The organism is Paenibacillus sp. alder61 (genome assembly GCF_020179875.1).
Classification (GTDB): domain Bacteria; phylum Bacillota; class Bacilli; order Paenibacillales; family Paenibacillaceae; genus Fontibacillus; species Fontibacillus faecis.
On sequence record NZ_JAIUDG010000011.1, the window covers coordinates 99,334 to 122,005 of the forward strand.

Annotated in this window: 26 protein-coding genes; all 26 read right to left on the reverse strand. The window is 45.1% G+C overall.

The window, feature by feature from the left end; translation table 11 throughout:
• Position 1 precedes the first annotated feature (1 nt).
• Positions 2-1,048, reverse strand: a complete 1,047-nt coding sequence (pseI, locus tag LBW89_RS13195) for a pseudaminic acid synthase (RefSeq protein WP_211373304.1) — start codon at positions 1,046-1,048, stop codon at positions 2-4.
• Positions 1,048-2,109 (reverse strand): UDP-2,4-diacetamido-2,4,6-trideoxy-beta-L-altropyranose hydrolase, encoded by a 1,062-nt coding sequence (pseG, locus tag LBW89_RS13200; RefSeq protein ID WP_148452890.1) that lies wholly within the window; start codon positions 2,107-2,109, stop codon positions 1,048-1,050. The genes pseI and pseG overlap by 1 nt, the downstream gene beginning before the upstream one ends.
• Entirely contained in the window at positions 2,106-2,789 is a 684-nt protein-coding gene (locus tag LBW89_RS13205) for an HAD family hydrolase (protein ID WP_148452892.1), read from the reverse strand. The genes pseG and LBW89_RS13205 overlap by 4 nt, the downstream gene beginning before the upstream one ends.
• Entirely contained in the window at positions 2,786-3,724 is a 939-nt protein-coding gene (locus LBW89_RS13210; RefSeq protein WP_148452894.1) for an ATP-grasp domain-containing protein, read from the reverse strand. Before LBW89_RS13210 ends, LBW89_RS13205 begins: the two co-directional genes overlap by 4 nt.
• Positions 3,725-3,753: 29 nt before the next feature.
• Positions 3,754-4,482 (reverse strand): cytidylyltransferase domain-containing protein, encoded by a 729-nt coding sequence (locus tag LBW89_RS13215; protein WP_148452896.1) that lies wholly within the window; start codon positions 4,480-4,482, stop codon positions 3,754-3,756.
• A 12-nt stretch (positions 4,483-4,494) separates the two neighbouring features.
• Positions 4,495-5,235, reverse strand: coding sequence for a crotonobetainyl-CoA--carnitine CoA-transferase (locus tag LBW89_RS13220; RefSeq protein ID WP_148452898.1), 741 nt, complete (start codon positions 5,233-5,235; stop codon positions 4,495-4,497).
• 1 nt (position 5,236) lies between these two features.
• On the reverse strand, positions 5,237-6,133 hold the full coding sequence (locus LBW89_RS13225) for a class I SAM-dependent methyltransferase (RefSeq protein ID WP_148452900.1): 897 nt from the start codon (positions 6,131-6,133) through the stop codon (positions 5,237-5,239).
• 32 nt (positions 6,134-6,165) lie between these two features.
• Positions 6,166-7,179 (reverse strand): UDP-N-acetylglucosamine 4,6-dehydratase family protein, encoded by a 1,014-nt coding sequence (locus LBW89_RS13230; RefSeq protein ID WP_148452902.1) that lies wholly within the window; start codon positions 7,177-7,179, stop codon positions 6,166-6,168.
• On the reverse strand, positions 7,163-9,043 hold the full coding sequence (locus LBW89_RS13235) for a motility associated factor glycosyltransferase family protein (protein ID WP_148452905.1): 1,881 nt from the start codon (positions 9,041-9,043) through the stop codon (positions 7,163-7,165). The genes LBW89_RS13230 and LBW89_RS13235 overlap by 17 nt, the downstream gene beginning before the upstream one ends.
• Positions 9,040-9,630: a hypothetical protein gene (locus LBW89_RS13240; protein WP_148452907.1), complete on the reverse strand. Its 591-nt coding sequence runs from the start codon at positions 9,628-9,630 to the stop codon at positions 9,040-9,042. Before LBW89_RS13240 ends, LBW89_RS13235 begins: the two co-directional genes overlap by 4 nt.
• A gap of 115 nt (positions 9,631-9,745) precedes the next feature.
• A complete protein-coding gene (locus LBW89_RS13245) occupies positions 9,746-10,564 on the reverse strand; it encodes a flagellin (protein WP_148452909.1) in 819 nt (272 codons plus the stop codon).
• Between the two features lie 102 nt (positions 10,565-10,666).
• Entirely contained in the window at positions 10,667-11,086 is a 420-nt protein-coding gene (locus tag LBW89_RS13250; protein WP_148452911.1) for a hypothetical protein, read from the reverse strand.
• Entirely contained in the window at positions 11,073-11,465 is a 393-nt protein-coding gene (gene fliS, locus LBW89_RS13255; RefSeq protein ID WP_148452913.1) for a flagellar export chaperone FliS, read from the reverse strand. The genes LBW89_RS13250 and fliS overlap by 14 nt, the downstream gene beginning before the upstream one ends.
• Before the next feature lie 15 nt (positions 11,466-11,480).
• Complete coding sequence (gene fliD, locus LBW89_RS13260; RefSeq protein ID WP_170287092.1) at positions 11,481-12,986, reverse strand: flagellar filament capping protein FliD; 1,506 nt, start codon at positions 12,984-12,986, stop codon at positions 11,481-11,483.
• 21 nt (positions 12,987-13,007) lie between these two features.
• Positions 13,008-13,376 (reverse strand): flagellar protein FlaG, encoded by a 369-nt coding sequence (locus LBW89_RS13265; RefSeq protein ID WP_148452917.1) that lies wholly within the window; start codon positions 13,374-13,376, stop codon positions 13,008-13,010.
• 27 nt (positions 13,377-13,403) lie between these two features.
• Positions 13,404-13,643, reverse strand: coding sequence for a carbon storage regulator CsrA (gene csrA / locus LBW89_RS13270; protein ID WP_148452919.1), 240 nt, complete (start codon positions 13,641-13,643; stop codon positions 13,404-13,406).
• A complete protein-coding gene (gene fliW / locus LBW89_RS13275) occupies positions 13,644-14,039 on the reverse strand; it encodes a flagellar assembly protein FliW (protein ID WP_225039316.1) in 396 nt (131 codons plus the stop codon).
• Between the two features lie 26 nt (positions 14,040-14,065).
• Positions 14,066-14,464 carry a DUF6470 family protein gene (locus LBW89_RS13280; RefSeq protein WP_148452923.1) on the reverse strand — a complete coding sequence of 133 codons (399 nt, stop codon included), beginning with the start codon at positions 14,462-14,464 and terminating at the stop codon, positions 14,066-14,068.
• Between the two features lie 30 nt (positions 14,465-14,494).
• Positions 14,495-15,382 (reverse strand): flagellar hook-associated protein FlgL, encoded by an 888-nt coding sequence (flgL, locus tag LBW89_RS13285; protein ID WP_148452925.1) that lies wholly within the window; start codon positions 15,380-15,382, stop codon positions 14,495-14,497.
• 41 nt (positions 15,383-15,423) lie between these two features.
• Positions 15,424-16,995 carry a flagellar hook-associated protein FlgK gene (flgK, locus tag LBW89_RS13290; protein ID WP_148452927.1) on the reverse strand — a complete coding sequence of 524 codons (1,572 nt, stop codon included), beginning with the start codon at positions 16,993-16,995 and terminating at the stop codon, positions 15,424-15,426.
• A gap of 30 nt (positions 16,996-17,025) precedes the next feature.
• On the reverse strand, positions 17,026-17,526 hold the full coding sequence (locus LBW89_RS13295) for a flagellar protein FlgN (RefSeq protein ID WP_148452929.1): 501 nt from the start codon (positions 17,524-17,526) through the stop codon (positions 17,026-17,028).
• Between the two features lie 12 nt (positions 17,527-17,538).
• Positions 17,539-17,823, reverse strand: a complete 285-nt coding sequence (gene flgM, locus LBW89_RS13300) for a flagellar biosynthesis anti-sigma factor FlgM (RefSeq protein WP_148452931.1) — start codon at positions 17,821-17,823, stop codon at positions 17,539-17,541.
• Between the two features lie 128 nt (positions 17,824-17,951).
• Positions 17,952-18,374, reverse strand: a complete 423-nt coding sequence (locus tag LBW89_RS13305) for a TIGR03826 family flagellar region protein (RefSeq protein ID WP_148452933.1) — start codon at positions 18,372-18,374, stop codon at positions 17,952-17,954.
• Positions 18,375-18,780: 406 nt separating this feature from the next.
• The gene (locus tag LBW89_RS13310) at positions 18,781-19,839 is read right to left on the reverse strand and encodes a ComF family protein (RefSeq protein WP_225039317.1); all 1,059 of its coding nucleotides are present in this window, start codon (positions 19,837-19,839) and stop codon (positions 18,781-18,783) included.
• A gap of 2 nt (positions 19,840-19,841) precedes the next feature.
• Complete coding sequence (locus tag LBW89_RS13315; RefSeq protein ID WP_148452935.1) at positions 19,842-21,917, reverse strand: helicase-related protein; 2,076 nt, start codon at positions 21,915-21,917, stop codon at positions 19,842-19,844.
• A gap of 195 nt (positions 21,918-22,112) precedes the next feature.
• Positions 22,113-22,535 carry a hypothetical protein gene (locus tag LBW89_RS13320; RefSeq protein ID WP_148452937.1) on the reverse strand — a complete coding sequence of 141 codons (423 nt, stop codon included), beginning with the start codon at positions 22,533-22,535 and terminating at the stop codon, positions 22,113-22,115.
• Positions 22,536-22,672: the final 137 nt, after the last annotated feature.

Consider the following 22,672-nt stretch of genomic DNA (forward strand, 5'->3'; position numbering starts at 1 on the left):
TCTAAATAACCTCCCATGTAAGCGGTGTCCCCTTGCTAACATCGCAAGATACTGCTCTTCCAAGTATTTGATCCAAGTATTTTGTAGGCAAACCAAGGCCGGGACGAATGGCTTTCACGTTATCTCGTGTAAGAATGTCCCCTTTCTTAAGAGTTTGCGAGATATAAAGTGATCGACGGTGCTTTAATGATTCTTTCTCTCTCTCTGTTGCCCCATAAGAAACATTTCCGAGCGATAACCAAGCACGCTCAGTTTCAACAACAAGCGAAGCCATTTCCTCAGGCTCAAGGGAGAATGCAGAGTCTACCCCACCATCAGCACGACGTAGTGTAAAATGCTTTTCCACAACCGTTGCCCCCAGAGCAACTGCTGCTACTGAAACCCCAACTCCCATTGTATGATCGGATATCCCTACTGAACATTTAAAAAGATCTCCCATGTGCGGAAGTGTAAGAATATTGGTATTGTCGGGGGCAGCCGGATAAGTGCTTGTACATTTCAACAGAACTAAATTCCTACATCCAGAAGAACGCGCTTCACGAACAGTTTCATCTAATTCCGCTATGGAGGCCATACCAGTAGAAATAATAAGCGGTTTTCCTGTGGCCGCTACCTTACGAATTAACTGAATATCCGTATTTTCGAAGGAGGCTATTTTATACGCTGGTACGTCAAGACTCTCGAGGAAGTCCACTGCCGTTTCATCAAATGGTGTACTAAATGCCAACATCCCATGTTGAGCAGCACGCTCAAAAATTGGCTTGTGCCATTCCCATGGGGTATACGCTTCTTGATAAAGATGATACAAGGAGTTTCCTTTCCATAAACTATTAGGATCTTCGATATAAAAGTCCCCATCATGAATATCAAGAGTCATTGTATCGGCCGTATACGTTTGCAGTTTCAAAGCATCCACACCTGCGGCGGCAGCCGCATCAACGATTTGCAGTGCACGTTCCAGGGACTGATTGTGATTACCTGACATCTCTGCTATTATAAATGGTTTGTGATTTTTACCAACCCATCGGCTTCCAATTTGAAATTCCATTAGAATTCCTCCTTTAATAATGAGAGTAGAGGATGCTCCCCTTTTTTGATTAGAGGGTCCATAAATTCCAGACATGTCCGACTTCTCTCAGCAATGATCTCTGGATTTCTTATTTTATCTATAAGAAATTCTTCAATGTCATTCGATGTTACGTCAGCCGACTTCCCCAAGTTCCAAATTAACCCTAGACGTTCAGCTTCCTTCACTGCGGCAATTTGATTATCGGCAATGGCGATAACACCTGAAGGTACTCCCATACAGCATCTTTCCCAAAGCGTAATCCCACCAGCCCCTATTGCCAGATCAACTTGTTGAAGCAACTGGTCCATCTCTACTTTTTCAAAATATTCGACGTTAGGGAGGCCATTACAAACAGACTTGATATTTTCCTTATATTTGTTAGCTGGCCCGGCAATAATGTAAAACTTAAGTTTGTCTCCCCTTGACCCTAAACTTTCAATTGCCGATAAGACTTTTTCAATTTCGCGGGTCGGATCACTTCCTCCGAAATTGACCATCACTTTACGCACCCTAGTTCTTGGTTGCTTTATTTGTGCATAGTATTCAGGCTTAAGCAACAAAAAGGCGGGACCCAATAACTTTTGACAATGCAGGGGAACTAGAGCATCATACCTCGAATTAAAATTTGGATACAAATTCTGGTCTAAAAGGATGTCACAATCATGGAATCTATTCGCCAAGTCATCAATAACAATAATTTTTTCAAGAAGCGGTCGAACCCTCTGTTCCCATTTCACGTCAATTTGATAATGATCAACGATTATCCATTGTACTCCCTCTTGGTTTAAGATTTCAATCGTCTGCTCCACATCATTGTTCAAATCGATCCCTGTGTGATTGTCTTTGAAAATAGCTCTCCACTCAAACTTATAATTTAATAATAGATTCGTAAGATCTGTTGGCAAATTCTCATTACATATAAATAACATCCTTACTGGAAAACCTCCAGCTTCCAGCATACGTGCAAGATTGATACAACGCATAAAATGACCAACACCTATTTCCGAAGAGGCGTCCGTACGCATAGCTATTGTCTTCAATTTTTATTCTCCCAATTCTCCATGACTTCAAAGATCTGTAGTAAATTATCCACTTGAAAATCTGCTTGGAATTCTTCCGGTAAAATGGAGCGAAAGAAAGCACCTTGGTTTATCTGAATAGTTTTAATGCCAAGAGGCTTAATACCAACGAAGTCTTTGTTTGGGTTATCACCTACATAGACTATCTCTTCATATGCCGCTTTCTCTGCAAAGGCAATTTTTTGAAAACAATAAGGAGAAGGTTTCGAGTGAATTCGACCGTAGCGATAAGTGATAAAGCACTTCTTCACTCTTTGATCCAGTTTAAGAGCTCTGATTTTGTTATACTGGACGATCTTGTTTCCATCAGTTACGATATAAACCGGTTTCCCTTTTAATCTGTCCAATACCATTTCCGCCTCATTAGACAACTTGATATCTGGTGTATGCCCTCTATATACTGATATACATTTTTTCAAGTTTTTTGAGGTCAACAAATTATGCTCCTTCAACACTCCATTAAATACCGCGCCGCGTCCTTCTTTTTCGAGCAGTTGAAGCATTTTTTTATAAGACCTTTCTGGGTCTATAGCAAAAGAACTATAAAGAAATTCGGCAACTGCTCGAAACCCGCTCTGCACAAACTGAATCTCTTCATACAATGTATCATCCAGATCAAAAACGTAAACTCTGACACTCATATTATATAATCCTCCGGGTAACGGATGAGCATTTTGGGGTGGTTTGATTTTTGAAAAGAAATATGATCTATTGGCTTATTCTGCATCTCTAAGAAAAACCAATAGAAACTATCAAGCCCCATTTCAATACTAAGTGTAGACGCACCGCCAAATCTACAATTGCATTCCAGGACATGAACCTGCTCTTGAGCGTCTACAATAAATTGCAAAAGCACATGCCCTCGAAGTTGCAGCTTTTCCGCGATTGCCCTACTCATATTTTCTAGTTGGGGATTTTCACATGCAATAGTAATTTGCGATTCCCCTCCCTTGACTTGAACCCTTTTTCGGACAACGACTCCCTTGGTCTTTCCTCTTGCATCCATATACATGTCAACGCTATACTCAGTACCTTCAATATATGGCTGATATATCGGTTGCTCCATTTTTTTTGCATGCAGGTTAGCCGAGTGCTGATTGAGATTGATCCCCATGCTTCTTGCTCCAGAGCCAAAACGTTCTTTGACAACATACTTCCTGATCCATGGTTCTGGTTGAAGCACTGTCGGGATAGAGGGAAAGCCCATTTCTGACAGCGTGAGGTGAAATAGATATTTATCCAGACAACGCTCAATCGCCGCACTATCGGAAATCATGACATGTATTCCAAACTTTTGGAAGTACTTCTGATGCTTAGCGAAATAAGTGAGCTCACCATCCCTGCTTGGTAACACGAAAGAGATTTGATGCTTTTTGCAAAAATCAACGAAAGATTCCGGAGTTATTTCTTTGAGTGAAGGACAATTCCAGAATCGATCAACAAAGTACTTTCCAATGCACTCTTCATCTGTATCCATGCCGAATAATATGCTATCTTTCCCCATCTTGTTAAGTGCTTTTCTTACGGCTTTAATCATCGGAATTTTCTTGGAAATACTCGTTATCAAAACATTCATAGGACCTTCACTTCCTTCAGACAATCTTGTTACTCACCAAGTTTTTTTTGAACAACTTCAGAATTAATAAGAACTAGATCAGGTCTAGCTTCCAGCAACGCTCTTATATCCGGCCAGAAAAAAAGGGCTCCTTTATATAATTCCTCGTATATAATACGAATTAATTCCCAGTCCTCTTGAGTATCTAGAGTTATTCGGTAGCGGGACTCATCCGTCAGATTGCTATATGAGTGGTAGTTGAAGATTTCCGGATGCTGGTAGATGTACGGCGTTACGTGCTCAAATTCATATTCTTTGTGGGCATTTAGATACGCCTTCTCCAAAGCAGCAAAAGTAAACACCTCTGTGTCCAGTCCTCTTGGAAAGGTGCCACTTAAACCACTACTCGAGTAATCATAACTATGTTGCAAGAAATGGCGAATTACCTGATCAGAGATGTTGGGATCTAATAATGGACAATCCGAGGTAACACGAACTACCACATCCGCACCCGCCAGTTTGGCAGCTTCATAATAGCGGCTCAACACGTGATCTTTGCTACCACGATAGACAGAGGCCCCATATCTTTCAGCTTCCCGGCAAATTTCATCATCCTCGTCTAAAACGGTTGTAGCCACAACAACCTGATTCACTGAAGGTACAACTTGACATCGAGTGATCACATGTCCTAAAACCGACTTATCAATTAACCTTTTCATTACCTTGCCAGGTAATCTAGTTGAGCCCATTCGGGCCTGAATAATGGCTGTGATGTTCATTAAATTCATCCTTTAAGTTATTACTATATATGAACATAATGGATTAAGAGGACTGCGTTGAATAGCAAATGTATTTAATCCAATAACCTCTTTTAGAGCCTGGGTTTCCCCCGGGAATTTTGAGTAATTAAGTTCATCAAATGCTAGGATCGTTCCCTTAGTAGTGTGCTCCATAATAGCCTCGAGACAATCACGTGTTGGTTTATACAAATCAAAATCAAAATAAGCAAGTGAAATAATTGTTTCGGGATGCTCCTTCAAATATTTACTCACTGTCTCGGAAGCATCACCTTTTATTAATTCATATTTCTTGATATGCGACAAAGGACTTTCCATCTCATGAAAATTCAAGATTTCCTCTAATTGTAGTTCATAGTTATCAGAAACGGAATAATCCCCCGCTTTTACATACCCTCCATCTTCTGGCCCAACATCGATAAAGCCGCTAAAGGTATCGAAACCGACAATTTTTCTATTATAATTATAAGGTTCATAAATACCTCTGAATGATTCATACAAAGCCAAGTTCTGACCCCAACGCACTCCAAATTCCATAATAACTCCATGGACATTGATAATCTTCTTATATAGGTCATGAATATATAATATTCTTGATAAGCTTGGTCTTCTTAAGTATAAACCTAAATTATCAAGCAACTCGGAGTCTGGTATATCTGAATTTCTTAGCCTTTTCGCAACCTCGATTCTACGTTCAATTTCATCATTTTTTGCGTTTCCTATTGTTTTACTCATTTTATACCGCCTTCTCGCTTCTTTTGAAAAAGCCCGTAATCTGCCTACCAATTCCCATTTCTGCATACAATCTATAGAGTTTGTTGGTTTTTTCAATGGAGATATTATGAAGCAAATTCTCTACCTTTAATCTAGCATTATGCGATTCCTTACCAACTTCTGGTTTTATTTTGTAATTTGAATAAGAATTAAATAAATCAAAGTCTATAGCATAGTCAGAGATCATATCAACGCAAGTTAGACCTGCAGTTTTGCATAACTCAATTAATCCATCATTATTAAAGTAAGATATGTGGTCAGGACTTACAATCCAAAATGGTTCTTTTACGTTTCCATTCGAGAGCAGTTCTTTTTGAACCACTGAAAAATCATTTGGCACTTCTATAACCAAGAGTCCCTCATTGGATAATAATGCAAGACAATATTCTAACATGCCCAAGGGATCAATCAGATGCTCCAATACATTATCCAGCCACAAAACGTCATATCTTTGCCCTTCACTCCCTAATCTCTTCAATGATTGAATAGGATCTCCCTCATCAAGGAATTTGAGCATTTCAGGATTATGAGTTTTACATCCATGGACTGAATGATCTAATCCCTTTACGTTCCAGCCGCGCTTCTGAAAGAAGCTAAGCCCCCAACCTTCTCCACACCCAATATCTAAAAAACGCTTGTTGGTAGCGTCCAATATCCCCTGCTCAATTAAAATATGATATTTTTGTTCGAGTTTGTTATTGAAATATATAATTTCCTCATTACTGTACGACCTCGAATAAGTGCTTTTCGATTCTTGATAGTATTTATTTTTGTAATAATCTTGTAGTTCCGTTTCTGATGGTTTATCACTTAATTCAAAAAAACCATATATATTTTTAAGTACTTTATCGTTTAACATAAGTAACCCCTTTTGTGCCGCTCAGTTTGATATCAGTCTAGTAGATTATGATCTCTCAGGAGCTCATTTAATTCATTAGCGCTAATAGGTTGTAAACCATGGGAACTGTAACTTTTTTTCGTACTTGGACTTGCTCCTGAATAATTTTGAGGTGTGAGAAAAGAATTTCTTATAATAAACATATCACTGGTTTCAAGAGCCCCAGTAGATTCCTCCTCAGTCATTAATTCTTCATACATTTTCTCGCCAGGCCGAAAACCTATTTCCTCAATTTTAATGCTATCCGGATCAATTCCTAACGTTGTGGAATAATTCCGAATAATAACTTCTGCCAAGTCTATAAGTTTTACGACCGGCATCTTTAACACAAACGTTTCTCCACCTTGTGCAATTTGCATTGCTTTCATGGTAAGTTCCGTAGCTTGCCTCAGTGTCATCATAAACCGGGTCATATCTCTACAGGTTACCGTAATCTTACGAGACGTTTTGATCTGCTGCTTGAATAAGGGAATTACTGAGCCTCTCGAACCCATTACATTACCGAATCGGACAGCTGCAAAAACGGTTTTCTTGGACCCTGCGTGATATTGAGCGGCAGTAATTAACCTTTCCGCCATCAACTTCGAAGCACCGTAAGTGTTAGTAGGGGAAATTGCTTTATCGGTACTAGTAAAGACAACTCTCTCAACTTCGCAGGCCAGGGCGGCCTGAATTACATTCTGAGTGCCAATGATATTTGTCTGGACTGCTTCAAACGGGTTATATTCACAAGCAGGCACATGCTTCATGGCTGCAGTATGAAATACAAAGTCTATGTCCTGCATGGCTCTTTCCAGTCGGTTATAATCCCGAACATCACCGATAAGATATCGAATGTTGGTAAACTCTTTATACTCTTGCTGGAGTAAAAACTGCTTATATTCATCTCTACTAAAAACTCGAACAACCTGAGGGTGATCAGCCAAAATACTATTTAGTAAGCTTTGGCCAATTGTTCCTGTGCCGCCAACGATTATTATTTTTTTACCACTAAAAAATCCTGTCATCTCGTTCCCCCAAGTTGTTTAAGCGTTTTTTTTCCAAACGAGCTATAGCATTTTCCAAAATTACAATCAAGTGTGGAGTAAATTCGATAATCTTGGTTAAAAGGCTCCCTAAATGCTTAACAATCAACGCCGACTTTTTATAAGGATCCTGTGTTTCTACAATTGTCGGAACGTATCTTAGATAAATATTAATGTATTGTTCTAGGGAAAAAGAATAAAATGTCTTAAATACCTCTTTATTAGTGATCCATTTCCAACTATCGTTTACTTTCAGTAGAGCCCGATTTAAATCCTTGGAATTCCCCCTTTTGCTGCTTAATTTATCTATTGCTTCTTTCAATTCAATTATTTTTTTACTAATCTTATTGGTTTCTTTAAGACTCTGATTGAGCTTGTTTATAATCTTAGTAGTTTCAACTAGATAATTTGGGTTAGACTGATTCGCTTCAAAAATATTGTCGTAATTTTTTGACGGAAGCTCAAGTAGTTCCTTATAAAGTTTATCCATCGACTCCCACAAAGTTCCTTCGATCTTTGCACCATGCTTAGAAGTGTTGATGATGTTAACTTCATCCAAGTTAACTACTTTAATCAACATTTCTATATCTTTTAAGGTGGAGAGCATACTTTCTGTTGTGGGATTTTGATCTCCGTCAACATTGTCCACCCATAATTGGGCTGACTGTAAAACTATATCTTTGGTTTCTTGTGAAATATGATTAACCCCAGGACTGTAAAATTCTTTTTTAGGATATGATAAATCTTGCCCCATTAATATTATTTCTTTGGCACCAACGTACTTGGCAACCTGTATAGCAGTTCCCGTTACTGACATCGTGGATACGAAAACAGGGACATCTTTATCCTCATATAAATAAGAGCTTAATTTATTATTGAACATACCATACATCATGTTAGTCCTATAAATATCTAAAATTCCATAATGAATCTGAGATATAAAAAGTAGTGGAACTTGAGTAGTATCCACATTTTCAAATACTTTGTAATTCGGTAGCCCACCGTCTATTGATATGACTAAATGAGGCTTAATTCCGTAATGCTGTAATGCTTGTATACTTGATCCTGCGGCTATAATAAAACACTTATCTCTTAGTTCAGACAAATAGTGGATATCTTCTTTTAGCGAAGGTCCGGACCCAACAATTATTACTTTGCAATCTTCGAATGCGTTTTTTAAAAAGGAAGCAGTTGGATAAGCTAAAGTATATGGTAAACTAAATAACACGTTCTCCAACCATGCGGTTTGAAAGCTTTGTAACGTATGAAAGTTTGTAATTTGATTAGCAAAGGCTTCTTTGATATGCCCGGTTAGTTCCTCCAAAAAGGTTGCATATAACTTTTGATACACGGGAGGGGCTAATACTAAGAATGACTCACTCACATTTTCTGAAATATGGTAAGCAAGCTGTAGCCTGATAAACTCATCAGCCCCCACAGCAATAGCCTTTATTTTTTTGTTTGAAAACAACTTGGTAATGTCTCTGGATTCTATTAATTTACGAAAAATTTGTCTGTCGGGTTCATAAATAACAATATTATTAATATGGGACAATGCCAAAACAGCCTCTAAGAAATAACCCATCCCCATACCAAATAGAAGAATAAAATTAGCCTCTTTTAATTCTCTTTTCGAAGCTAGCCATTTCCTTGCTTCTTCTGTTGCATTGTATTTACTATGGAGGTGTATATCTTTCCCTTCCTGTTTTACGATCAGATTCACTTCATCATTTAAAGTCTTCGTGTACTTATAACCAATTCTTTGTTCTTCTTCCTCATTTAATAACGGTAGCAAATCAGGGTAGCTTTGCTTAAAGAACTTAATGTTGTTTTCGAATACATTCATGTTTGTTCCCTCTTTGCTGTTCTCAATTGAAACCTTTGGAGATTTTGGGCTAGCTCGTACTGTAATATATCTCCTACCGAGACATAATCTTGATTATTCATACTTTGCTCAAGTTCACCCAAAGCTTTTTCGAGTATTTCTACTACCGAAAGATAATCAGGCACGCTGCTTCCCAATCTTAAATATAGCGTACGTTCAAACTGCAATGCCTGCATGATCCATTCCAAGCCTTGAATAACTTCTGAAAACTTTTGCCACACTTCTTCGTTTACATCCCCATAAAAAGAATCCGAGATCTCATTTACTGCCGGAATAAAATTAACTAAATAATTATTGAGGGAGATTTCCGTATCATCTATACTTTCCAAAAGGGATATTGTATTAATATCAATCTTCTCTATTATATTAATATTGTTAACAATGAACTGTTCATAGCTGCTATAAAGTTTTTGTCCGTCCACCTCCACATAATGAATCAATCTATCTCCACTGTAAATCTCAGCGGTTTCTTGCCTCCACCATTTGTCCAGTTCTTCTATTGAAGGGTTTAAAGTCGCCTTTTTATTACCATCAACATAAAAAATCAATGTAATCACCTTCTTCTAAGTATACTAATTATATCGGCGTAGTTTAAACTTTTCTGTATAGAAAAAATAAAAGGACCCCCGTTGAAGGGGATCCTTTATTTTACAAATCACTTTATTATCCGAGCAATTTAAGCACTGCTTGTGGTGCAGAGTTAGCTTGAGCCAACATTGCTGTACCAGCTTGAACCAAGATTTGGTTCTTCGTGAATGCTGTCATTTCTGTAGCCATATCAGCATCCTTAATACGAGAGTTAGCAGCAGAAAGGTTCTCGGAAGTTACACCCAAGCTGTTGATGGTGTGTTCCAAACGGTTTTGGTAAGCACCAAGAGCGGCACGGTTAGTCGAAACTGTGGAAATGGCAGACTTGATAAGCGCCAATGCAGATTTCGCACCAGTTTGTGTATCAAGCTTAATGTCCTTAATTCCCAGAGCGCTTGCACCGTTCGCAGACAAAGTTACATCCAGTGTTTCAGCTTTAGTTACGCCGATTTGGAAAGAAACTTTAGCGCTACCGCTTTTCAGCAAGCTGACACCGTTGAAATTGGAGTTGTCCGTAATTCTGTTGATTTCATTAAGCAATTCTTTAACTTCCGCGTCAAGATTCTTCCGGTCTTCTGATTGATAAGTACCGTTCGCAGATTGGTTAGCCAGCGTGTTCAAACGTTGCAGCATGGAGTGAACTTCAGTCAAGTCACCTTCAGCCGTTTGCAAAAGGGAGATACCGTCTTGAGCATTACGCTGAGCTTGGTTCAAACCATTGATTTGATAAATCATTTTTTCGGAAATTGCAAGACCGGCAGCATCGTCAGCAGCGCGGTTGATGCGGTAGCCGGAAGCCAGCTTTTCCATCGTTTTACTCATTTGAGTGTTGTTGAAGTTCAGGTTGCGGTTAGCGTTAATTGCGCCAACGTTAGTGTTGATAAACATTCCCATCGTAATCATCCTCCATGATTGGTTTGTATTGGCTACATCCTTGTGGCCTATTATTTATATCGGCAGAAGAAACTAATTATTTAGGTCTTTAGAAGAGTTTTTTTAATTTTTTTCATCAAAATAAAATGAAACAGGTGTTTTGCGGGCTCCACCATAATAAGCGTTCATCAGGGTTCGCTGATCCCTGATATTTTGAAAGTCGCCCCCTAAACTCTCCTTGTAGGCTGTCAACTTTTGTTGTAGCAGACTCATATTTTCGATGCACTCTTGCATAATCTCTACCAGTTCCGAGTCTTGAATACCCATTTCCGGTGCCATTTCATCCAGTTTCTTCTGTATCTCATTAATATCTGACGAAGTACTCTCCCACTGGTCCTGTAATTCCAGGAACTCGGCAGGGAGTTCCTCTTCACTTCTTAACCGGTCAAACAGGCCAAGCTGTGCTCTGGAGCATTGCAGCAGCTTGCCATACAGACTTTTTCGTTCCACCAACAGTGAAGTCACCGACTCAAGATTGTCCAAGTGTGCCTCCTTTTCCAATCTGGTCCCAAGCCTCTCTTAGCTCGTTCAGCAGACCTATAATTTCCTCAATAAAATCAACACGTTTTTTTATATTCGCGTCAATTAGCTTGTTTATCATATAAAAGTATAATTGACGCAAATTTCGTGCAATTTCCCCTCCCTCTTTCATGTTAAGAGAAGAGATCAGCTCATAGATGATATCCTGGGTCTTCTGGATATAAGTATTTGTATCCACGATATTATTTTGCTGAATAGCTGCCTTGGCCTGACCAGCAAATTGGATGGCCCCATTGTAAAGCATTAATGTTAACCTATGAGGGGAAGCCGTCTGGTATTTATTCTTCTGATACGCTTGGTAACCTGCTGTGTTAAAAGCCACTAGCTCCAACTCCCATTAATTGGATGATGAAGATTTAGTCAGAGATGCTACCTGACCCTTAATCCACGTCAATTGATTATTTAAACCTGACATCACTTTTTCCAAGTTCACAAATTTACTTTCCAGTGTCGCTTGTCTCTTTTTTAATCTCAGATCCATATTGTCCAATTGTTCTGTCATAAATTTTATATCGGATTCGTACGCGGTAATTCGTGACGCCATATAGCCGTCGGTACTCCGGGTCCAGGGGGTGAGATTATTTTCGAAAATGGCACCTATCCCATCAACTGCATCCCCTTTAGTTGTACTAGCCGTGAACATCTTTTGAACGGCTTCCGGATTCTCGGCCAGCTTACTCTTAAACAATTCGGTATCAAACTTAATTTCACCAGTCATTAACGCAGCAGTTTTAACGCCCTTATCCACTTCCAGCCCAATATCGCTTAGCAGTTTAAAACCTTGGACATCCCCTACAATGCTGTCCATCCAAGAACCAAGCTCATTACGGAGTGTTCTTAAAGTTGAATCGCCTTGTAAGGTTAGTGTTAAGGACCCGTCACTATTCTTACTGGATTTAGGTGTGTTTGCTTTTATTGTCTTAATAATATCATTATAGGCATCCACAAATGCTTGCACTTTGCTTACGATCTTATCCGTGTCTTGGCTGACCTTGACCGTTGACTCTCCCGTAGCGGTCAATTGCATCGTTACACCCGGGATTGCATCCTTAACCGAATTGGATGCACTGCTTACGGAAACCCCGTTAATTTTCAATTGCGCATCGCTGGCTGCTTGGATATGTGCATCAGCCGCATCGAATCCTAGCGCCGATTTCACGGAGCTAGACATAAAAATAACAGGATGATCCCCCGTCGGCTGCAAAACCTGTTTTCTATCTTCAGGAGTCAATGTACTCCAATTCGTGATAGGCTCCATAAAGTTGATTTCATGAGCAACACCGGTTTCTTTAGAGGTAAGGACCAACCGTTTTTCAGTAGAGGAAGTTTGCACAATCGAAGCAGAAACTCCGGATTTGGTGTTATTATTGATGCTTTTAGCCAAATTATTAAGTACTTCGTCAATATTAGCACCTGTCAATTCAATTTCCGCAATTTCCGAATCCGACACTTTCAATTGAATTTTCTGACCAACTAAGCCGCTAATATCAGCATTCTGTTGCATTACTTTACTTTGATAGACCCCTTGTTTAGCTAGATCAGTCACATTAATGGCATAGCTGCCTGCCAAAGCTGACTCACCCGCAGTTACCGTCATTTTTGTAGCATCCGATACCGTGGCATTGTTTACCGAAAAACTGCCGACTAGTTTCAAATCCGCCGCAGCATCCTTAAACTTAGTTAACTTAGTTCTCAGATTGTCAAAAACGCCCTTATAAGCTGTCGTGATTTCCTTCTTTTCTTCGAGCCTGTTATAAGGAATTCTCTCCGCTTTCATAACCGCATCAATGTATTCTTTCGAGTTAAATCCCGAGGCCAAGCCGGGAAACGTAACTGTTGGCATAAGTACCATCCTTTCTGTGATTTAAATTTTCTTATCGAAAAACATTCCTATCATTTCCTTCATTTTCACAGACAGTTCAATTAAAAACTCCGGAGGGAGACTGGTCAGGACCTCCTTCGTCCTCGAATCGATGATTTCCACATACAATTCTTCGGCTTCATCGCTGTATTTAAACTTTAGCTCTTTACCGGTCGACGCAATCGATTCGTTTAATTTTTTGGCTTGCTTTTCAAGTTCTTCTTGCTGCTCTTTTAAAAACTTTTGCGCTTTCAGCTCATTGATGTTAGCACTGTTGTCTGACAGGGACGGAGCGTTTTTTTTGATTCCGAGTTCCACTGATCTTACGGTGTCCGAAATATTACCATCCACGCGATTCATGTTGATATTCATCCAAACCCACCTGCCTTAAAAATGAATTTACATTTTAAAATTTTTCAGCAGGTTCAGGATTTGCTCTTGTTGTAATTGATTTGTGTGCTCCTTAGCTGCCAAATTCTCGGCAACGATACCTTCGTATAATTCTTGCCTTAAAATCTGTACATCCTTGGGAGCCAAAAACCCCAGCTTAATCTGATCCCCTTCGATCCCCAAAATTTGCACTTGAATATCACTGCCGATCATCACCGTCTCGCCGACTTTTCGTCTCAGCACCAACATTTAGGCTTCCCCCTTCGGTACCAACGGATGACGGACCGGAAGCTCCTGATCCTTGATAATATATTGACATCCTTTCTGGGAATGCGGAGAGAGGAGTATCGGAGCCATCAGGTTAACATAGAGCTCGTCCTGATTGATGTTCACAATTAACATAACCCCGACATCTTCCGGTGATATCAGTTCAAGGAACCCGATGGTCTCATCGGTGATGCGGAAGCTATAATCCTCCACAGCTTCGTGCGATGGCAGCAAAATAAAGCTGACTTCTTCTTCAAGCGCGTGCAGAACGAAAAAAGGAGTGCCTTCCATCGGAAGCAGGGCATACTGCCGGATATCGGGAATTCCCAGAATTCCCGATTCAAACAGATAGATCTGGCTGTCTTCAACTTCAAGCATTCCATATGCCTCACTATGCAATTTTTTCATTTTGGAAGGGCCCCTCTCGGATCAATCGAAATTTCGGGTGGATAGATACGAAAATCTATCACAACGCCCTGGTGAGGAATGGCCTCAACCGTCACTTCCTTTTGGCCGTTGCGCATGTAACGGTCATGAGCGATTCGTCCGAAGACATTTTTCTCCCCGGCGGCTATATTCATCATCCGGTCACCTTCTTGCGCCTTAATAGCTACATTTTGAATCGCCTGGGTACGGGCTTGTTGTTCCAGTTCTTTGCCTAATGTCATCGGTCGCTTTAATTCCAGATCGTTAAATACGCTTGTCCAATCCGTCTCCATTTCGGCCGATTTCATCCGAATATTTAATTCAGCTGGGCGATAAGCTCCCCAATCACTTGACAGCATAGGTTGAATCCCTGGCATATTTCCTCCTTCGCTTTGCAGCCTCACCAATTATCTCAGGAAGTCAACAAGCGAGGTCTGCATAATTCTTGCTCCCGTTGAAAGAGCGGCCTGCAGTACCGTCTCCTTGGACTTTAGATCAATAATCGCGGTAGGAACATCTACATCGGCCACATGCGCACGCTGCTCTTTCAAACTGACTTGATCATCGGAAATCCGATTCTCCATCAGCTCAAACCGATTCATCCGGGCCCCGATTTCCGCCCAGCTTACCGATAAACGGTCCGCCGATGCGTCAATCTTCTCTAATGCAGCACTTATACCAGTACGGTTATCCGTATCAAGAGCAGTAGCAAGATCATCCAACACTTTAAATACGTTGTCCGTCCCGGCAGCTCCGAATACAACTTCACCCGTTATACTAACCGGCACCTTTACGGAAGGACTCACATTCAGGTAAAACAATCCCGGATCCGTGTTTTCGCCGGCTGCTCCAGCAGCTGTGTATGGCGCCTGATCCGTTTTCTGTCCATTAAACAGGTATCTTCCGTTATAGGTACTGTTACCGATCGTCACCATCTGTTCTTTCAATTGCTTAATTTCAGCGGCAATGGTTTGTCTCTGTTCAAGAGCATAAGTTCCGTTAGCCGCTTGCATGGTCAACGTACGCGCACGTTTCAAAACATCCGAAGCCTGCTGCAGCAAGGAATCCATCGTTTTCAGGATTTCCGAACCCGTCTTGGCATTCGTCAGAAACTCCTCGCTCCGCGCAAGGTCCGTGTCATAACGCATTTGATATCCCGTGCCGATCGGATCGTCACTCGGTTTGCTGATTTTTTGACCGGTAGCCAACTGCTGCTGCCCCGTGGTCATGGACGTATTAATGTTGCGTAAGTTTTTCAAAAGCTGAATATTTTGCATCATGCCTGTTACGCGCATGGATGAACCTCCTTCATAAAGCTAGTCAGCTAACTTTGATTTTATAACCCTACCCGTCCCATCTGATTGATTACCCGATCCAGCATTTCGTCGACGGTGGTCATATTCCGGGCGGCCGCATTATACGCTTGCTGAAAACGAATCATATCCGCCAGTTCCTCATCCATGGAAACCCCGCTCACGGATTGACGCTGCATTTGCAAATTGTCGGTCATCGTTTGTTCGTTCTGATGGTTCCGTTCCGTATTGCTGGCCCGAATCCCGAGATCGGCCGTCAACGCGCGGAAATAATCATCCGTCGATCCCTGGGACATGGAGGTAAGCGCATCTGGGAAAGTAAAGATCGCGTCTCGCATACTCGCCAATGCGTTGGCCACGTCGCTGTTCCCGCGAATAACTTTGTTTACGCCGTTCACGGTCTCATACTGCGAGGATGCGGCAATTTTATTCGTGTCCGCCAGAATTTCCGGATTCACTTGAATGCTGTCGATTGTAAAATTGCCGCTAGCGGACGTAAAGAAAGGAATGCCGGAGGTCGTCGGTTCCGTTAAGGTATATCCCAATTGATGCAGTCCATTAAAACCTTTAACCATGACATCCATGGAAGACGTAATCTTTGACCCGGCCGGAATAGATTGGCCCGCAGGGATGACGCCCAATCCATCCACCGTCACATCGTTTAAGGCCACCATATTATTCGTAGTAATATAACCGTTACTCAAGGTCACCTTAACTTCGCCCGTTACCATAGTGCCCACCAAACCGTTCAACTGGTTGCGGATCAGATCGGTTTCTTGAAGGGACCGTGTGTATCCGTGAAGTTGCCCAGCGGTAGCCGTGGCGGCGTTCGCCGCAGTCAGAGGCGTAACGTTCTCGCCTTCCAATACATTCGCACCGGCGGAGATGATACTAACCATACCATTCTCGTCCTCGACATACTGGACATCTACAATCGTCGACAGCTTATCCAGCAGCAAATCGCGCTGGTCCCGATAGTCGTTGGCGTTATCGCCGAAGCTCTCGTTGTCGCGGATCAGCACATTCAATCTTGCGATATTTTCAACGATATTGTTGGCTTCCATTACCTTCTTATCGATGTTGTTGTTCAAGTCATTCGTCAGGTTGGTTAAAGCCTCGCTGATATGTTTCAACGTGTCCACCATGTTGCTGGCCGCACCGGCTACAGCCACACGCGCGCTGAGCAAGGAAGGATCCCGGTTCAATGTTTCCCACGAATTCCAAAAATCGTCCATCACCGCGCTAAGCCCGCTGCCCGATGGTTCGTTCAAGATATTCTGGATGGCGGTCATACTGGCGTTCTGGATTTCCCAGGAACCCAGCAACTGATTCTCGCGCCGAAATTGGGTATCCAGGAAGCTGTCCCGAATCCGCGTAATGCTCGTATACTCGACACCGGTTCCCAATTGTCCGGGCTGCTGGCTCTTCGTCATCCCCATCGCCCAGATCGGGTTGGCCTCTCTCAGGTTCACCCGCTGCCGCGTGTATCCCTCAGTGTTGGCATTGGCGATATTATGCCCCAGCGTTTGCATTGATACGGTATTTACAAACAGAGCGCGCTTGCTCGTTTCGATGCCATGAAAAGTGGAGGTCATCTGCAGTTCTCCTTTAACGTTTCGTAATAATTATGCTCTCGTGTCAAACATACTTCTCGTTGCAGGCTTTCTGTCCTGGCCCTGAGGAGGGGAGTAAGTCGCTCCATCGTCCTCTCCCCCGATCATCAGGTTCAAAGAAAAATCGATGAAGGACAGCGATTGTGTGATCAAATCCTGATTCAAAGCGTTCGCGTGCTTCAATTCCACCAAGCGCTTCCCTAATCTCACTCTTGCCTCATCCAGTGCCCGCTTCTCTTCGGGGTCGAACACCAGTCGGAGAATTTCCGAAATCGTCAGTTCAAGCCGCGATTTAATGCCCTTGGATTGCAAAAATTCCTGCGCCGCGGCCAAAAGCTCCTTCTCGCTCTCTTCAATAACTTTGACCAACTTCGACTCCCTCGACAGGGTCCCCACCAGTTCTTCGTAGTTCCGGTTCAGGATGGATTGTTTCTTCTGCTCCATAATTTCCAGCAACTTGACATGGAGCTCATCCATTTGGGTGAGACCATCGATTAATTTTTGAACTTCCATAGCCGCCCCCTATTATTTATCGGTAAAAGACTTGAAGTACGGAACGAGCTTCTCCGCCAGCTTACCGGCGTCCACATGATAGGTTCCCGAGGAAACCTGGGATTTCAGTTCGGCGATCCGCTCCGCGCGAGCGGAGTCCTGAACGTTGCCCTGAGCTTTGAGCATCTCCATTCCTTCCGTGGAGATCGATACCTCGTCCTTGCGGCGGGTCTTATTGTCAGCGTCTTTTCGATACGTATCCACTTGCCGTTGATAATTATTTATGGCACCAAGCCGTCCGGTCTCATTGATTTTCATAAGGGCTCCACCTTTCTTTCCAAATAAAAAAGCCGATAATCTTTACTAAGTTTATCGGCGTGGATTGAATCATATTTAATAGCGAACCGTTGGATTATAAAGAATATTATGCCAAACTTTCGGGGTTTTTATCTCGAAGGACCACGGAATTTGTCGATAACGCCGTAAGCTCCGCCGGTTTTATTCCCCTCTTCACCGGCTTTCCTTTCTTCCCGGGCAGCGGCCGTCAAATCCCGGGTAAGCCGTCCCCGGCACCCATCGCACATATTGCCTTCACGAATAAGCACACCGCAAACTTCACAGGGATACATCATATTCGGATTATTGGCGATGGAAATCCGACCTTCTTTAATAAATTTCGTAATCTGCCGAACCGAAACTTCCGTAGCGTCGGAAACCTCCTGAATCGTCGCGGTCTTCTCCTGGCGCAGGTATTCAAGACACTTCTCGTATTCCTTCTCGATGTCCTTAATGCAAACCGGACAGATATCTTTAAAATTCTTGGCAAACAGCCTTCCGCAGCGCGGACAATTTTCTACATTTAGAGCCATTCGACCGTTCGTCCTTTCAATATTACGTTATGCTGTTAGATTACCTTATTTAGGGAAGTTCGTCCATGGGTTTTAAAAATATTCCCATTTTCTCGGGTCTCGTGCTCCATTAGTCAGCCTTGGTAACCTGAATTCCTGCATATGTGCATGTTTTTTTTCTGTTTGGAACAATATTTTCAAAATTCCTGCAATTCTGCAGGAATTTTCGACGAAATCGGTTCGTTTCTCTAAAATCGCCAGAAATGCCTGCAGATTTGCATCTTTTTTCCGAATCCCCCCGGGACCAGCCTAAAATACCTGCAGATTTACATCTTTTTGGATTTGGAAAAATCAGAAAGTGCGCCAGGCCTCTTGTTCTCAGTGGGTTAAATACGATTTATCTCCTACTACGATATCTGAAGGGACACTAGGATCTCGCCCAAGTAAGACAATACACTTCCGCCGTACGCCCCCAGTATTCACATAATTCGCGGAGCAGCCCCGCACAGGTATCCACCGTACTCCCGGTAGTATAGACATCGTCTACCAACAGCAGCCGGACCGGCCTTGCTTCGGAGGTTTCAGCGATCATAGCGTCATGCCATGAAAAAACGGACCGTGGAAAAGTTTTGGCGACAGAGCGGTAAAGCGCCGGTTGGAGCAAATCCCATGCGTTGTCCGCGGGGCAAAAGATGCCCTGCAGGTCGCGCAGACGCTGCCAGCGGCTTTTGAAGCTCTGCTTCTCGGTGTGACGGATGCGCTCAAGCAGAGGGAGCAGCGGAGAACCGAGGATGGCGGACGCCTCTAACGCCAGCGTTCTCGCCTGATTAAACCCGCGCTCCATCAGCCGGTCCTCGCTGACCGGCACAAAGGTAACGGCGTCGAAGCGGAAGCGGCTTGTCCCGCCGTTTTTTTCGCTTAACTCCCGAAGCATCCGCTGCGCGGCAAATCCGGCCATGCGCGCGAGAACAGGGCCCAGCGCCTCGTTGCCTCTGAACTTATACTGGGCAAGCCATTCCCGCATCGTGGCATTGTAAGCGACCGCGCTGCGGTTCAGCACAAAATTCCGCGCCGGGACCCCTTCACGGGTACAATCCGGACAGCCTACCGGGCGGCCGCAGGCCGCGCATTTCAAGTTCCTGATCCAAGGGATGGAGGCGTAGCAGGAGGAGCAAATCTCCGGATAGCCTTTTTCGCTGCCCGAGATCATTTTGCCGCAGGTCAGACAGGGAAGGCCGGGAGGAGCGAGCAAATTATGCAATGGAGACAGCACCGCCTCCTTGGCCATGCTCCAGTTGATGCCGGCATAGGATACGGAAGACGCTTCATTTACCAGCCCCGGCCGTCCCTCACCACGTCCCCAATTGTTCAACTGCTCGGACAACACCCCCGCGTTTTTTCCGCATTCCTTAACGGGCCATACCCGATGATTTCTAAGCCGGGTAAGACGTTGCATCTCCTTACAGGCACAAGACGTATCTTTCATTTTTAAACAACCTCCTCATCTTCTTTTAAAAAACCATGCTTATACGCCATTTCATTCATCTCGCGAATTTGACGGACGGCTCCCTTTTGCGAACGGGTCCATTCTGGAGAGGCGAACACGACTCGCCCTTTGGGATCGTCTTTGGACCTTCCCGCCCGCCCCGCCATTTGCACCAACGAGGCCTCGTCGAACAGTTCACTGTCTGCATCCAATATGTATACATCGCTCTTTGGTATGGTTACGCCACGTTCCAAAATGGTGGTCGTTACCAGAATTCGGGTTTGGGCGGCGCGGAATTCGAGCACATGGTCACCTCGCTGCTTGTCCTGCGATGACGTCCCTTCAACGGCCACCGCTGAGAAATGCTTCCGCAAAAGAGCTACGACAGGTTCAATATGGCGAATCCGCGCCACAAAAACAAAAATCTGCGCGCCTCTTTGCATCGACGTCTCCAAAGCAGCAAGCAAGGCCTTGGGCAGCTCCCCCCTACGCAGGCAAACATCGACCGGCTTCATGCCGATCCGCACGGGCAGCGGTAGCGGGTGACCGTGGAACCTCGCCGGAACCTTGGCATGGGGCAGGCTGCCGCTCCGAACCTCACGCTCCAAGCGAGCCGGCGGCGTAGCCGAGAGAAAAACAAACCGGCCGCACGGCTTGCAGGACTGCGCTGCGGCATACGCGAGCATCGGGTCGTTGTGGTACGGGAAGGCGTCGATCTCATCGATAATGACCAGATCAAAAGCCTGGTAAAACCGCATCAGCTGGTGGGTCGTCGACAGAACCAGCTTGGCCTCCGCCCAGCGCTGCGGGCTCCCCCCGTAAAGCACGGCGGTGGGCACTTCCGGGAAAGCCTTGGCGATTCGCGGACCGAGTTCCAGGACGACGTCGCGCCTCGGCGTCGCGACGAGTACTTTGCCGCCGCGGTCCAGGCTGTAGCGGAGCAGCGGAAAGATCATCTCCGTCTTGCCCGCACCGGTCACCGCCCAGAGCAGAAATCGCGGCGGTCCCGGCGTCGGCCCGGACGGAGCCGCGCGGCGCGGCAGCAGTCGGCCAAGAATCGGGATACCGATTCGCGACCAAGCGACGCGCAGCGGGCCGCCGGCCTCGGGGGAGGCGGCCGTGGGGGCTGGCGCAGCCGGTTCCGGCGGCTGCGCCAAAAAACGCAGCGCGGCGGCGGCCGCTTCGCGCTGCGCCGGGCTCAGGCCCCACCGGTCCAGCAGGGACCCGGTGGGGCACCCCGTGCCACCGCCTGCGGCGGGCGGCACCTCGGCGCTGCTGCCGCGCAGCAGCAGCGCACAAGAGCGGCTGCGCCCCAGCGCGAAGCAGGCCTCGCAGTAGGCGCAGCCGCCGCAGCCGCACGACCCGCAGGGCGTGCGACGGTGCACCCCGCTGCCGCAGCGCCGGCAGCGGAGCTCCGGGGCCCGCCGCACCAGCGGGCGGGCCGGCCCGCCTCGGGCGTCCGCTCGCGCGACGCCCGACGTGAGCTGCACGCGCCCCTGCAGGTGCGCGTGCTGCAGCGCGGAGCGCCAGGCCGGGCCCAGCTCCGGCAGGCGTTCCGCCAACAGTTGCTGGAGCTCCGCTTCCAGCAGCGACCGCCCAGCCAGCGCGTCGGCGAGTCGCGACGCTTCAAGCGGCCCCGCTGCGGGGAAGTCCCGCCCGCGCAGCAGGGCCGCCCCCGAGGCCGTAAATCCCCGCCCTCGGACCCACAACCACTTCAAGTTCGCCGCTTCGCCCAGCGAACGGATCCCCATCGGCACGCCTTGTCCTCCGCCAATCACGACCTTCGTTCGTTCCGCCAGCAGTTCCGCGCCTAGAACTCCCTCCATGTACCGGAGCCAATCACGGTCCGACCAACGATCCAACTCCGCCCCCGGACGATGACCGAAATCGTCCCTAAGCGTCACAGCCCATCCCAAAGGCATTGCGGATGAGATCTGAAATACTCCCTCGGCCGCACTAAACCGGCCTCCCGCCTCCTCCAATCTTTTGGACCACCAATCAAGGTCGGTACATAAATCCAAAGTGACCCATAAAGTCCAAGCTTGCTTCCCCCTTACGGCATACAATCCTGCTTTCATTTGGTTCCCCTCTCTTTTAGATAACATTTCATTCTGAATGTAGTCGCTTTCAAACTTCACTCTCAAGTTACTCCGGATTGTAAAAGTCAAAAATACGGATAAATGGGCATAAACGCAAAAAAGCACACTCCCCGGCCTTTCGCCTGAAAGAGTGTGCTTCACACCTTTAACTCATATCCTCTGTAAATTATTGAATTATACCTGGACATAGGGAATTTTCGCCGCCTCCTGCGGCTTGCGAAGATCCACATGAATCAGAGTCTCTTCCCCTGTCAGAGTGCCCGACCCGATTTTTCCCGAATCGCCCGACGCTCGCCATGACCGCAGCGTCAAGTCGATCCCCGGCTGATCCCGCAGCTTGTGCACGATCTTACGGGTATCATCCTGGGAATAATCGTCCAGCACCGTCACCTTAACGGACTCGCCACGAATCCGCGCATACCATGATAAAGCCCTTAAATACCACTCCATTTGGTCCCCGTGATTCCGCGTAACCAAAATATAGTGCGTTCCCCCGGAGTCCTCCGGCGCTTGCCGCCGAAGCCTGCCGTAAGAAAGGTGAACGAGCAGCGCCGCCACCACATAGCCGAACAGAATCCAACCCATGTGAACAACCATGGCCATTCCTCCTTGTAGAGCCCTTCGGCGGCGGGCCTTTCCCACCGCTGCCGAACACCCCTATATAGCGACAATATATGCCGCACCAAGGAAGACGGTTCCAAACGCGTTTTGCTCGTTAAGCTATATTAACAATT